The organism is Frankia sp. AiPs1 (assembly GCF_023716945.1).
In the GTDB taxonomy this organism is placed as follows: domain Bacteria; phylum Actinomycetota; class Actinomycetes; order Frankiales; family Frankiaceae; genus Frankia.
The window spans coordinates 1-12985 of record NZ_JAMQQF010000140.1; the positions used below are offsets into that span (position 1 = coordinate 1).

12 protein-coding genes and 1 tRNA gene are annotated in these 12985 nt (G+C 71.9%); 7 read left to right on the forward strand and 6 right to left on the reverse strand.

Annotated elements, in window-relative coordinates:
* The 4 genes from ND748_RS14620 to ND748_RS14635 all read left to right on the forward strand — a co-directional run.
* Nucleotides 1–605, forward strand: a 605-nt coding sequence (locus ND748_RS14620; RefSeq protein WP_374215925.1) for a 3-phosphoshikimate 1-carboxyvinyltransferase, incomplete at its 5' end; no start/stop codon positions are given.
* Between the two features lie 62 nt (nucleotides 606–667).
* Nucleotides 668–1654: a ribosome small subunit-dependent GTPase A gene (rsgA, locus tag ND748_RS14625; protein ID WP_251746359.1), complete on the forward strand. Its 987-nt coding sequence runs from the start codon at nucleotides 668–670 to the stop codon at nucleotides 1652–1654.
* Between the two features lie 99 nt (nucleotides 1655–1753).
* Complete coding sequence (gene hisN / locus ND748_RS14630) at nucleotides 1754–2593, forward strand: histidinol-phosphatase (RefSeq protein WP_374215926.1); 840 nt, start codon at nucleotides 1754–1756, stop codon at nucleotides 2591–2593.
* Between the two features lie 124 nt (nucleotides 2594–2717).
* A complete protein-coding gene (locus ND748_RS14635) occupies nucleotides 2718–3437 on the forward strand; it encodes a glycerophosphodiester phosphodiesterase (protein WP_251746361.1) in 720 nt (239 codons plus the stop codon).
* Nucleotides 3438–3739: 302 nt separating this feature from the next.
* Here ND748_RS14635 and ND748_RS14640 read toward each other — a convergent pair whose 3' ends face one another.
* From ND748_RS14640 to ND748_RS14650, 3 genes are all read right to left on the reverse strand, one after another.
* Nucleotides 3740–3883 (reverse strand): hypothetical protein, encoded by a 144-nt coding sequence (locus tag ND748_RS14640; RefSeq protein ID WP_235487522.1) that lies wholly within the window; start codon nucleotides 3881–3883, stop codon nucleotides 3740–3742.
* Between the two features lie 455 nt (nucleotides 3884–4338).
* On the reverse strand, nucleotides 4339–5526 hold the full coding sequence (locus tag ND748_RS14645) for an alpha/beta fold hydrolase (RefSeq protein ID WP_251746362.1): 1188 nt from the start codon (nucleotides 5524–5526) through the stop codon (nucleotides 4339–4341).
* A gap of 12 nt (nucleotides 5527–5538) precedes the next feature.
* Entirely contained in the window at nucleotides 5539–6969 is a 1431-nt protein-coding gene (locus tag ND748_RS14650) for a gamma-aminobutyraldehyde dehydrogenase (protein ID WP_251746363.1), read from the reverse strand.
* A 197-nt stretch (nucleotides 6970–7166) separates the two neighbouring features.
* Between ND748_RS14650 and ND748_RS14655 the strand changes: the two genes are divergently transcribed.
* On the forward strand, nucleotides 7167–8540 hold the full coding sequence (locus ND748_RS14655; RefSeq protein ID WP_251746364.1) for an FAD-binding oxidoreductase: 1374 nt from the start codon (nucleotides 7167–7169) through the stop codon (nucleotides 8538–8540).
* A gap of 611 nt (nucleotides 8541–9151) precedes the next feature.
* Here ND748_RS14655 and ND748_RS14660 read toward each other — a convergent pair.
* Nucleotides 9152–10555 carry an aspartate aminotransferase family protein gene (locus ND748_RS14660; protein ID WP_251746365.1) on the reverse strand — a complete coding sequence of 468 codons (1404 nt, stop codon included), beginning with the start codon at nucleotides 10553–10555 and terminating at the stop codon, nucleotides 9152–9154.
* Nucleotides 10556–10795: 240 nt separating this feature from the next.
* Between ND748_RS14660 and ND748_RS14665 the strand changes: the two genes are divergently transcribed.
* Nucleotides 10796–11284: an Lrp/AsnC family transcriptional regulator gene (locus ND748_RS14665; protein WP_251746366.1), complete on the forward strand. Its 489-nt coding sequence runs from the start codon at nucleotides 10796–10798 to the stop codon at nucleotides 11282–11284.
* A 298-nt stretch (nucleotides 11285–11582) separates the two neighbouring features.
* Entirely contained in the window at nucleotides 11583–11843 is a 261-nt protein-coding gene (locus tag ND748_RS14670; protein WP_251746367.1) for a hypothetical protein, read from the forward strand.
* A gap of 408 nt (nucleotides 11844–12251) precedes the next feature.
* Here ND748_RS14670 and ND748_RS14675 read toward each other — a convergent pair.
* Nucleotides 12252–12328 (reverse strand) — tRNA-Met (locus ND748_RS14675).
* A 121-nt stretch (nucleotides 12329–12449) separates the two neighbouring features.
* Nucleotides 12450–12818, reverse strand: a complete 369-nt coding sequence (locus tag ND748_RS14680; protein ID WP_251746368.1) for a hypothetical protein — start codon at nucleotides 12816–12818, stop codon at nucleotides 12450–12452.
* Between the last annotated feature and the right edge of the window lie 167 nt (nucleotides 12819–12985).

The window sequence follows — 12985 nt, forward strand, 5'->3', positions numbered from 1 at the left end:
GGGTCGAGCCGGGCGAGCTCACCGCCGCCGACCGGGCCATCGAGCCGGACATGAACAGCGCCGCGGCCTTCCTCGCGGCCGCGCTCGCCACCGGGGGGCGGGTGGTGGTGCCGGACTGGCCGGAGGCGACGGAGCAGCCCGGCCGGATGCTCCCCACGCTGCTGGCGGCGATGGGCGCCACGACGGAGCGCACCGCGGCGGGCCTGGCGGTCAGCGGCGGCAGCGGGATCCACGGGATCGACGTCGACCTCGGTGACTTCGGGGAGGCCGCGCCCGTTCTGACCGCCCTCGCCGTCCTGGCCGACTCGCCGTCCCGGCTGCGCGGCATCGCGCATCTTCGCCTGCAGGAGACCGACCGGCTCGTCGCCCTCGCCCAGGAGCTCGGCAGTCTCGGCGCACGGATCACGGTGACCGACGACGGGCTGGCGATCGAGCCCGCGCCTCTGCGCGGCGGGCGCCTCGACCCACGGGCCGACCATCGGCTGGCGATGGCGTACGCGGTGGTGGGCCTGGTCGTGCCGGGGATCGCCATCGACGACATCTCGACGACCGGCAAAACGGTGCCGGACTTCCCCCGCATGTGGACGGCGATGCTGGCCGGATGAGCGGCGGCGAGATGAGCGGCGGCGAGATGAGCGGCGCGGCTGAGCGGGCTGTGGGCTAGCCGATGGCTCGCGAACTGGACGAGGACGATGTCCGGGTGCGACCGGGGCGCAGCTCGCGTCCCCGGACCCGGGAGCGACCCGACCATGCCGAGGCGGTGCCGGCGGTGGTCGTCGGCGTCGACCGTGGTCGCTACACCTGCCGGCCGGGCCCGACGCCGCAGCGGCTGGTCGCCGCGGTGCGCGGCGGCTCGATGCGCCGCACGTCGGTGGTCGTCGGGGACCGGGTCGCGCTGGTCGGCGACGTCTCGGGGACATCCGGGGCGCTGGCCCGACTGGTCCGCCGCGAGGAGCGCACGAGTGTCCTGCGCCGCACACCCGACGACACCGACCCCGCGGAGCGGCCGATCGTCGCGAACGCCGACATCCTGGTCGTCGTCTGCTCGGTGACCGATCCCGTGCCGCGGCCGGGCCTGATCGACCGTTGCCTGGTCGCCGCCTACGACGGCGGGCTGTCCCCGGTGCTGTGCCTGACCAAGACCGACCTGGCCGACCCCGCGCCGCTGATCGAGCTGTACCGGCCGTTGGGGTTCCCGGTGCTGACGACCCGGCCGGACTGCGACCTCGACCCGCTGCTGGCGTTGCTGACCGACCGGGTCAGCGTGTTCTTCGGCCACAGCGGGGTCGGGAAGTCCAGCCTGGTCAACCGGCTGGTGCCGGCCGCGGACCGGGCGATCGGCGAGGTCAACGCCGTGACGGGCCGTGGGCGGCACACGTCGTCGGCAGCCGTGGCGCTGCTGCTCCCGGGGGGCGGCACGGTGATCGACACGCCGGGGGTGCGGTCGTTCGGCCTCGGGGCGGTGGCGCCGAACCGGGTGCTGCGGGCCTTCTCCGACCTCGCCGCCGCGGCCGAGCACTGCCAGCCCGGCTGCGAGCATCTCGCCCCGTCGCCTGACTGCGCGCTGGATTCAGCGGTGCGCGACGGGACGGCCGACGCCGCCCGGCTCGTCAGCCTTCGCCGACTACTCGCGGCCCGCGGAACGCCCCTATGAGAATGCAGATCGCGAGATTCGTCACACTCTTCCCGCCACGCGGGGCCCGCCGTCCGCGTCACCGACGCGCCAGGGGGCTCGGCTCGTAGTCTCGCAGACGTGACCCCGCCTAACCCCACCTCCGTGGGCACCGAATCGACCGAGGACATCGACGCCGTCGCCGTCGCCGACGATCTCGCGCTCGCGCTGAGTCTCGCGGACGCCGCAGATCGGATTACTCTTTCCCGTTTCCAAGCCGTCGATCTGCACGTTGAATCCAAGCCGGATAACACGCCGGTCTCCGACGCCGACACCGCCGTCGAATCCATGATCCGGGAAAGGCTCGCCGTCGCCCGGCCGGGGGACGCCGTCCTCGGTGAGGAGGAGGGGCTCGTCGGCGGGGGCGCCCGGCGGCGCTGGATCCTCGACCCGGTCGACGGGACGAAGAACTTCGTGCGCGGCGTGCCGGTCTGGGGCACTCTGCTCGGCCTGGAGGTGGACGGCCAGATGGTCGTCGGCGTGGCAAGCGCACCCGCGATGAGCCGGCGCTGGTGGGGAGCCCGGGGCACCGGCGCGTTCACCCGGGATGCCACCGGCGACACCCGGGGGCTCAAGGTCTCCTCGGTCGGCCGGCTGGGGGATGCGTTCATGTCCTTCGCCTCGGTGGAGGGATGGCGGACCGCGGACCGGCTCGACCAGTTCCTGCACCTTGCCGACCAGGTCTGGCGGACCCGGGCCTACGGCGACTTCTGGTCGCACATGATGGTCGCCGAGGGCGCGGTGGACCTCGCCTGCGAGCCCGAGGTGTCCCTGTGGGACATGGCGGCGCTGCAGGTCATCGTCGAGGAGGCCGGCGGCCGGTTCACCGACCTGACCGGCCGCCGTGGCCCTGGCCACGGCACCGTGCTGACGACCAACGGCCACCTGCACGACGTCGCGTTGCGTTCCTTCAACCGCTGAGCTTCTTCAACCCCTGCGACCCTTCAACCACCGAGTTCGTTCAACCACCGAGTCCCCAATCAGGCCACGGCGCCCATACGTAGCCTCAACGAGTGCGTGGCCTCAACGAGATGAGTGGCGGCCGGTGATCGGCTTCGCGCACCGCGGGGCGCCGGCCCCGCACCAACGGGAGAACACCCTGCCCGCGTTCCGGCGTGCGTTGGCGGGCGGGGCCAGCGGGTTGGAGTCGGACGCCTGGCTGACCGCGGACGGGGTGCCGGTGCTGCACCACGACGGGGCGCTCGGACCGCCCGGCCGGCGGCGGCGGATCAGCGATCTGACCGCCGACCGGCTGCCCGGCTGGGTGCCGTCGCTGGCCGCGTTCTACGCCGAACTCGGCACGTCGTTCGAGTTCAGCCTCGATCTGAAGGGTCCGCCCGGCGGCTGGGCGCCGGCGGCGGACGCCGTGGTCGCCGTGGCCCGGCAGGCGGGCGGAAGCTCGGCGGCCCGCCGGCTGTGGCTGTGCGGGAACCTCCCGGAGCTCGCCGCTTTCCGGGATCGTGACCTGGACGTGCGCCTGGTGAATTCCACGTCGATGCGCACGGTCATGGACGGTGGCGGGGTCAGCGCCTACGGCGGGCGGCTGCGCGCCGCCGGCGTGGCCGCGCTGAACCTACGGACCCGGGAATGGACGCCACCACGGGCCGGGAACGTCGGCGTTCTGCACGACCTCGGTATCGCCGCGTTCGGCTGGGATGCGCAGAGTACCGGCACCCTGGCACGCCTGGCCGGATACGGCCTGGACGCGGTCTACAGCGACCATCTGGCGCGGCTGGTGCGGGTCACCGGTTCCGCCGCGAGATAGCGCCGGACCAGCGGATGAGTCGGAAGCGCGGGCGGCACACCGGACGAATTGGCTGACGAAGCCGACGAAGCCGACGATTGCGTTGTGCGCAGCGTGACCCGGCTCCGGCGCACTGTCATATCGACGACTGTTAGGTTAGCTTGAGGTAGCTATCGGGACTACCGACGGAGAGTGGCCACGAAAGATCGGCCGATCGGCCCGATGGATTGGCCCGCAGAAGCGATAACCGCGCGGCCGGCGACGGTGGGCGACCATGGCTCACCGTGGCACTTTCCTGACACCGGGATGACGGCCGACTGCGCTCAGTCCTCCTCGGCGACTTTCAGCATCTGCTCCGGAAACCCGGTGCGTTCCGCCACATGCTCGACGGAGTATCCCTGTCGCACCAGGTCGCGGGCCTGCTCCAGCGTCCAGCCCCGCCCGGGGTCAACCCGGCTGACAACCACTTCACTCGCCTGATGCCGTTCCTGCGGCCAGCTGAGTCGTGCACGGCGTGCCAAGGGTGGACCTCCGAGATTTGAGGACTTTGATGTTACGCAACCAAGGATAGGCCATATTGACGTCGGCCTGCCCGTTGAACTCCACGATAGCGGGTGGCGACCTGTTAATGCAGACCCGCGCCGAAGGCTGTGCATCATCCGAACGCCGGGTGGCCCGAACAGGCGGTCATGCACAAGGTACGAGTGGGCAGGATCTCTGTCGACCCCGGGAACTTCCTGGTGACGAAGAGCGTCGAGGAGAGCGGTTCAGGCGAGAAGGCATGACCACATCTGTCCGGGGGTCTTCCGGCCCACCCGCCACTTAGCCGGCCAGCCGCGGCCGCGGCGGCATAGACCGAACCGCGGCACCCGACGTCGGCCGGGCCGAACCCGAAACGGCCTGATACCGCACCCGCCGGCCCTCAGCCGACGGGTGCGCCCGGATCACGCGGCCCGCTCCGGCGAGTCTCCCCCGGCAGCCGCCTGCCCACCCGCGACGCCCCCGGACGCGACGCCCCCGGATGGGGGGACTCGGCGGTGGTGGCGCTCTCGGTAACGATGTACTTCGAGGTGACGCCGCTCTTCGCGGTGGTGCTGCTCCCGGTGAAGGCTGGGGCGACCGCCACGGGCGGACTCGGGGTCGAGGTCCCTGGGTCGTCCGCCGGCCGGGGGGTGTACGCCTCCCGGCCGTGTTCGCGCAGCATCATCCGCCACTGGCGCGGCGAGTGGCTCGCCGGCCTGGTCGTGGCCAGGAAATCCTCGAGAACCCGCCGGAAGCGCACGGGATCACTGTGATGGGGGAAATGCCCGGCACCGGCGAAGATCTCCAGTCGGCTTCCGGGCATGGCCGCATGCGCGATCCGGGCATGATCGACCGGGATCACCGCGTCCCGGTCGCCCCAGACGATCAGCGATGGCATCCCGGCGGCCAGATAGCAGCGGTCGAGCATCGTGATGGCCTGACCGTGGGCGTCGACAACGGATCGCAGCGTCCGCAGGAAGGCCGTCCGCGCCGTGGGCACCCCGAGCGAGTCGCAGACATGCAGAATGTCCTCGGCATCGCGGCCCACGGCGGTATGCAGCAGCCGCAGCGCCCGCAACCCGGCCCAGCCGGCAAAGCGCACCGGCGGGACGCCCAGCAGCGACATCACCGCGCCTGCGCCCGGCAACGCCGCAGCCCGAAGCGCCGGGTGCAGATCCGGCCCGACCCCGCCGGTGGCCACCAGGACGAGCCGCTCGCAGCGCTCCGGGAACTGGTAGGCGAACTGCATCGCGACCCCGCCACCGAGCGAATGCCCGACTACCGTCGCCCGCTCGATGCCGAGCACCGTGAGCAGGTCACGCATGCCGCAGGCATAGCCGGCCACCGAGTAGTCACCGCGCGGCTTGTCCGAATCCCCGTGCCCGAGCAGGTCGGGGGCTATCACCGTGTGGCGGCGCGCGAGCTCGCCAATGATCGGCGCCCAGGTGCGGGCGTTGTCCCCGATGCCATGGATCAGCAGCAGCACCGGTCCCCGGCCGGCGCGCAGGTAACAGCGCCGATACCCGTGGACCGTGACGAACCGCGGGGTCAGCCCGCCAGCCCCCGCACTCGGCGCACCGTGGGTCATGGCCACCCCAGCCTAGAACTCAATGTTGCTCATCACGTGCTTGATCCTGGTGTAGTCCTCCAGGCCGTACACGGACAGATCCTTGCCGTAACCGCTCTTCTTGAATCCACCGTGCGGCATCTCCGCGACGATCGAAATGTGAGTATTGATCCACACGCAGCCGAAGTCCAGGCGCCGCGCGACCCGCATGGCCCGGCCGTGATCGCGCGTCCAGACGCTGGAGGCCAGGCCGTACTCCACACCGTTGGCCCAGGCCACCGCGGTGTCCTCCGAGTCGAACCGCTGCATCGTGATGACCGGGCCGAAGACCTCCGACTGGATGAGTTCGTCGTCCTGGCGCAGGCCGGCGACGACCGTGGCGGGGTAGAAGTAGCCGGGCCGGTCGAGGGCCGCACCGCCGGCAAGTACCTCGGCGTGCCCCGGCGCCCGCTGGACGAACCCGCCCACCCGGTCGAGCTGGCCGGCGCTGTTCAACGGGCCGTAGTCGACGTCGGTCTCGTCCGGCGAGCCCGTCGCGGTACCCCGGGCCGCCTCGGCCAACGCGGCGGCAAGATCGTCATGGATCCCCGGCGCGGCCAGCACCCGGGTCGCCGCGGTGCAGTCCTGGCCGGCGTTGAAGTAGGCGGCTCCGGCGATCTCCGCGGCCACGGCGGCCGGGTCCACGTCGTCGAAGACGATGACCGGTGCCTTCCCGCCAAGCTCCAGATGCACCCGCTTGAGCGAGTCCGCCGCCGCCCGCGCCACCTCCATGCCGGCCCGCACGCTGCCGGTCACCGACACCATCGCCGGCCCCGGGTGCGCGACCAGCGCCCGCCCGGTGTCCCGGTCCCCGCAGACGACGTTGAGCACGCCGGGCGGGAGGAACTCGGCGGCGATCTCGGCGAGCAGCAGACTGGACGCCGGGGTCGTGTCCGATGGCTTGAGGATGACCGTGTTACCGGCCGCGATCGCCGGCGCGATCTTCCACACCGCCATCATCAGCGGGTAGTTCCACGGCGTGACCTGCGCGCAGACCCCGACGGGTTCCCGGCGCACGAAGCTGGTGTGCCCGGCGAGGTACTCCCCGGCGGCCCGGCCCTCCAGCAGCCGCGCGGCCCCGGCGAAGAAGCGGATCTGGTCGGCGGACGGCCCGACCTCCTCGTCCACGGTGAGCTGTAGCGGTTTGCCGGTGTTGGCGCTCTCCACCGCGGCGACCTCGTCGGCGCGTTCCTCCAGCGCGTCCGCCAGGCGCAGCAGCGCCCGGGAACGCTCGGCCGGGGTGGTGTCGCGCCAGGTCTCGAACGCCGTCGACGCGGCGCGGACGGCGGCGTCGACGTCGGCGGGACCCGACCGCGGGGACTCGGCAAACAGCTCGCCGGTCGACGGGTTCAGAATCGACATCGTCTCGCCCTCGACGGTCTGACTGGAGACACCGCCGACGAAGTTGGCGAGGATCGCGTCCATACGTCTCTCCTAAGGCTGATGGTCCCCCGACCGTCGACCCGTCCGACCGTCGGACATGTCGCTACAACGATTACGATGGTTCCACGAACTTGAGGCCACGGATAGCGTGAACAAAAGACCGTGACGCCACGGAAACACGCTACCCGCGCCCGGTCCAGCGGAGGGCGCACGGCCCCGGAGAAAGGCAGGTCGAAACGATGCCGGGCCGCCGACGTCCCGCCGCCGCAGCCGCCGTCCCGTCCCTGTGGCTGGACACCGCCGGCCCCGCCCCGGCACCCCGGCCGCGCCTGCTGGGCCGGCTCACCGCCGACGTCGCCATCGTCGGCGCCGGCTTCACCGGCCTGTGGACCGCCTACCACCTGCGCCGCGACGACCCGACCCTGCGGGTGGCCGTCGTCGAGCGGGAGACCGCCGGATTCGGCGCGTCCGGTCGCAACGGCGGCTGGTGCTCGGCGCTGTTCCCCGTCCAGTCGATGGCGCCGGCGATGCGCGGGCCGCTCGCGGACACCATCGACGACATCGACGCCGTCTGCCGCGCCGAGGGCATCGACTGCGACCTCGCCAAGGACGGCTTCCTCGAACTCGCCACCACCCCCGCCCAGCTCACCCGCCTACGGGCAACCCTCCCGGACGCGCCCGCCCCGGACGCTCCCGCCGTCGACTCCGCACCCCGCTGGCTGGACGCCGACCAGGCCGCGCGCCTCGTCCGGGTGCCCGGTGCGCTCGGCGGGATCCTCGATCCGCAGTGCGCCGCGCTGCACCCGCTCAAGCTGGTCCGCGGCCTCGCGGCGGCGGCGCAGCGCCACGGCGTCGAGTTGTTCGAACGCTCCCCCGCCGAGCGCATCGAGCCCGGCCGGGTGGTGCTGACCGACGGCGAGATCCGGGCAGGCGTCGTCGTGCGGGCCACCGAGGGCTACACCCCCGCCCTGCCCGGCCTGCGCCGCGACCTCGCCCCCGTCTACTCGCTGATCATCGCCACGGAACCGCTGCCGCAGTCGGTCTGGGCAGACATCGGCTGGGACCGCCGGGTCACCCTGTCCGACGGACGCCGGCTGCTCATCTACGCCCAGCGCAGCGCGGACGGCCGGATCGTCCTCGGCGGTCGCGGCGCGCCGTACCACTTCGGCTCGCGCACCAGCCCGGCCTTCGACTCCTCCCCCGCCGTCTTCGAGCGCCTCCGCCGCACCCTGGTCACCCTGTTCCCCGCCGCCGCAAACGCCCGGATCACCCACCGCTGGGGCGGCCCCCTCGGCGTGCCGCGTGACTGGACCCCCGGCGTCTGTTTCGCCCCCGACACCGGCCTGGCCTGGGCTGGCGGCTACGTCGGCGACGGCGTGGCCGCCGCCGCCCTGGCCGGCCGCACCCTCGCCGACCTGATCCGCGGCCAGCGCTCCCCCCGCACGAACCTGCCCTGGGTCGTCGACCACCGCCGCCCCTGGGAACCCGAACCGGCCCGCTGGCTTGGCATCAACGCCGGCCGCCTGCTCGCCGCCGCCGCCGACACCCGCGAGAACCGCACCGGCCGCCCCTCCCGCCTCGGCCCCGCCCTCGACCACCTCACCGGCCACTGACCCCCTGCTCCGGCTCGCTGTCCCTCCCTCCGGCCCCACTGGCACGGCTGGCGGTCCCGGGCCAGCCAAGCGATCAGTGAGCGGCAGAGCGCTCGCCTTGCAAGCGCGTGGTCGCACGATCGCAATCCCGCAGACGATCATCGCCTCGGACCTGGGGATCCGCGCGGACGCGCGATGCGGTTCCGCGGAACCGCGACATCGCGTCGCGATCCTCCAGGGATGATCGGCGAGCCGATCAATGGCCCACACAACAAGGCGCTCGTCCAGTTGCGATCCCTCTAGGGATGATCAGTGGCAGGTGATCGGCGGCGGCACCGCCCACCCGCTCGAGTTGCGATCCCTCTAGGGATGATCAGTGGCCCCATAGTAAAGGTGCAGGTCAGGGGATCCGATGGGAGGGGGAGATTCCGCGATCTTGCGGCGGTTCGGCGGTAGTGCAACTGTGCAGGTCAGGGCGTTGATCCAGACCGGTTGGCAGGGCGGGTTCACGGGCGGCCGCCTTGCTGGTTCGGGCGGGTTGCGGTGCGGAGAGCTCGTTGCGGTGCGCTGCGCATGGTTCGGATGCTCAGACCGTGCAGAGCGCACCGCAATTGCCGGACGGGTCGGGCGGGTCAGGCGGTGAGGTCGCGGGTGAGGTGGTCGAGGCTGTCGAGGTAGCGGTCGACATCGGCGTCGGTGTGCTGGACCGAGAGGGTCCACTCCTCCTCGCGGCCGGGGGCCATCAGGACGCCGCGGTTGGCGTTGTAGAGCCAGGCGAGTTCGGGCAGGGCGGCGTTCTGGTGGGCCATGAAGGACGTGTAGTCGCGGATGGGGGCGTCGGTGAAGTGCACGCAGCCCTTGGAGCTGATCCCGACCGTGTAACCGGGGATGCCGTGGCGGGCCAGGATCTCGTCGCAGCCGGCGATCAGGCGGTCGTTGAGGCGGTCGAGGTGGGCGTAGGCGTCGGGGGTGAGCACCTCGAGCAGGCTCGCGCGGGCGGCGGCCATGGTCAGCGGGTTGCCGTTGTACGTGCCGACCTGCTTGACCTTGTCCGCGGCGACGACCTCCATGATCTGCGCGGTCGCGCCGATGGCGCCCGACGGCAGGCCGCCACCGAGGGCCTTGGCCAGCGTGATCATGTCGGGTCGCACGCCGAAGCGCTCGGTCGCGCCGCCGGCCGCGACGCACAGGCCGGTCTTGACCTCATCGAAGATCAGGATGATGCCGTGCCGGGCGGTGATCTCCCGGACCGCCGCCAGGTAGCCGGGCTCGGGCAGGACGACGCCCAGGTTCATCATCGCCGCCTCCATGATGACGCAGGCGGGCAGGCGACCCTGCGCGGCGAGGGCCTCGATCCGCCGTTCCATCGCGGGGGCGTCGTTGAACGGGACGGGCACGGTGAGATCGATGACGGCCTGCGGGATGCCGGCGCCGTAGCCGAGGGAGTTCATGTTGTCGGCCGGGCCGATGTCGTCGTAGGGCGCGCCGATCGACACCATCACGTAGTCGTGGTGGCCGTGGTACGAGCCGAAGATCTTGATGATCGTGTCGCGGCCGGTGACCCCACGGGCGATGCGGATGGCGTCCATCGTCGCCTCGGAGCCGGAGTTGACGTAGCGCCACTGCGGCAGCCCGAACCGGCGGGCGAGCTCCTCGCTGACGACGACGGAGTCCTCGGTCGGCATCGCGAAGTGGGTGCCGAGGGCGACCCGCTCGGTCACCGCCCGCACGATCGCGGGGTGGGCGTGGCCTTGGACCATCGAGCCGAAGCCGTTGTGGAAGTCGGCGTACTCGTTGCCGTCGACATCCCAGACGAGCGAACCGCGGCCGTGGGTGAGGTAGATCGGCCACGGGTCGCGGCTCTGGTAGGACGAGGGCACCCCCGACGTCATCGACCGCACCGCCCGCGCGTGCATCCCCTCGGAACCACGGGTCCGGTGCTGCAGACGGGCCTCCTCCCGATCGGTGAGCTCCACCGCCCTGGCGTGAAGTGCGGCCTGGGTCACACTTGCCTCGGTAACGCTCAGATTCGACACCGTCCACCCACCCCTTCAACCAAGCGACTACCGAAAGCGTAGCTCGGCTCGCAATTGAGCGACGGAATCCGCGGACAAAAGCGGATTCGGGTATCGCTTCCCCGTTCGTGCACTCGTAGCCATACGATGACAATGGGACGCCCTCCGAGCGGTCCGGGCCGGCGCGGCCCGACGCCCCGGCCGACGCCCCGGCCGGCGATCGGACCGGCGCACCGCCGGGCGAGACGAGGAGGATGCCGGGTGCAGTCTCGACGGACACCCGGCCAGCGCACCGCCTCAGACGGGCTGCTGGACGACATCAACAAGGCCATCATCGAGCAGCTCCAGCAGGACGGCCGGCGTTCGTACGCGGCGATGGCGGCCGCCGTCGGGCTGTCCGAGGCGGCGGTGCGCCAGCGGGTCCAGCGGCTGCTCGACGCCGGCGTCATGCAGATCGTCGCCGTCACCGATCCGCTGCGGGTCGGCTTCCACCGAGAAGCAATGATCGGCGTGCGGGTCACGGGCGACACCCGGGTGGTCGCCGCCACCATCGCCGATCTTCCCGAGGTCGACTATGTCGTGCTCACGGCCGGCTCGTTCGACCTCATCGTCGAGATCGTCGCCGAGGATGACGAGCACCTGCTGGATCTGATCAACGATCGGATCCGCGCCCTGCCGCAGGTGCTCGCCACGGAGACGTTCGTCTACCTGCGGCTGGTGAAACAGACCTACACCTGGGGAGCGCGCTGACGCGCCAGTGCAACAAGGGCGGGCGGGCAGAGATGACGCGGGCTTCAGGTTCAGGGGCACGAACGGGACGGCGACCGGTGGCGGCGGAACGCGACGACGACGGCGATATGCCGTGGTCACAGGCATGCCCGAACCGGAGCCGACGGATGGGCACCCGTCGCCACGGATGAGCCGCCAGAAGCGGGGAACGGACGCGGAGTCACGCCGCCGACACCGTTCCCCGAACAACCAAGCAGCACCAACAAGAGTCCAACAGTGCAATGACACAACAACTCGGCCCAGACACGATGGGGTGAGCATGGCGCTTGTCCACCATGACCCGCAGGACGGCATACTCGTTACTCGCATTGGCCAGGCCGAGATCACCGTGCGGCCCGAGCCGCCGGCGAGCGCCGGTAAGGCTCCGGTGATCCTCCTTCGCCTGGATGCGCCCATGCTGGATACGCTCGCCGCCGCCTACCTCGACCCCGACGAGGCCCGCCGCCTCGCCCAGTCCCTGCTCCGTGCCGCCGAGGCGGCGCGCCCCAGCAGCCCCTGGCGCACGCCGCGCACCCGCTGAGCCGCGCCCGCTGAGCCGCCCGCACTGACCCCGCGCCCGGCCAGCCGTAGCAGTGCTGACAGGGCGCACGTTCCCTTGGCTCTGCGCCACCGGTCGGTTGCGGAGTCGAGCCGAGGTCTGGGTGCGGTTTATCGGTCTGAAACCGCACCCGGGCCTCGACATGACATGTTCGCGATCCGGCCCGGGATGACGGCGTCGGGCCGAAGGCCGTGCCGACGCCGGATGTGACGCACCCGACGACGACCGCCACCGGAGGCGGCGGCCTCAGCCGCGGTGCCCGACGGTCTCCCCCAGCGGAGGAGGCCGCCGCAGGAGATCGAGCCGGCAAAAGACAGAGCTGGCAAAAGACAGAGCGGCAGGACGCAATGCGAAGAGGCTCCCGGAGAATTCTCCGGGAGCCTCTTCAGGTGGTAGCGGGGACAGGATTTGAACCTGTGACCTCTGGGTTATGAGCCCAGCGAGCTACCGAGCTGCTCCACCCCGCGTCGGTGTGTGTCTTTACTATACAGGGCCGCCACCGGCAGATGTCAAACCGATGGCGGCCCTAATTTTGGGCGAATCTCGACGAAGATCGCAAAGGGCGCGGATCATCCCGTTTCGCCCGGGTCAGCCGGACGAGGGTGCTGCCCGTGGCTGCTGTGGCGGACTGGCGGTGGCACCCGCGGGACTCGGGGGGCTCCCGGGAGCAGCGACGGTCGGCGTCGTTCCCGGCGACGCGGAGCCGGCGGCGGTGCCGCGGGGCGTGGGTCCGGCCGAGCGGCTCGGCGAGGGGCTCGCGGCCGGCGGGGTCGTCGGCGGGCTGGCGAGAGCCCGCAGCCGACTCAGCGCATCGGCGAGGTCGGTCTGCGCCTGGCCGTAGGCGTTGAAGTCCGGCGGGTTCTTGCGCAGCGCGTCCTGACCGGCCTTGTAGGCGCTGTCGGCGTCGGTGACGGCGTCCTGCAGCCCGGACGCCCCGGTCGCTGGAGCGACGGCCACGCGGCCGCCCTGCGCGGTGGCCTGATCGCCGCCGCCACCGCCGGTGGCCGTGGTGGGGGGGGGGGGGGGGGGGGCCGCGCCGGGCCCCCCCCCCCCACCCCCCGCGCCCCACTAACCCCCCCCCCCCCCCCCCCCCCCCCCCCCCCCCCGCCCCCCCCCCCCCCCCC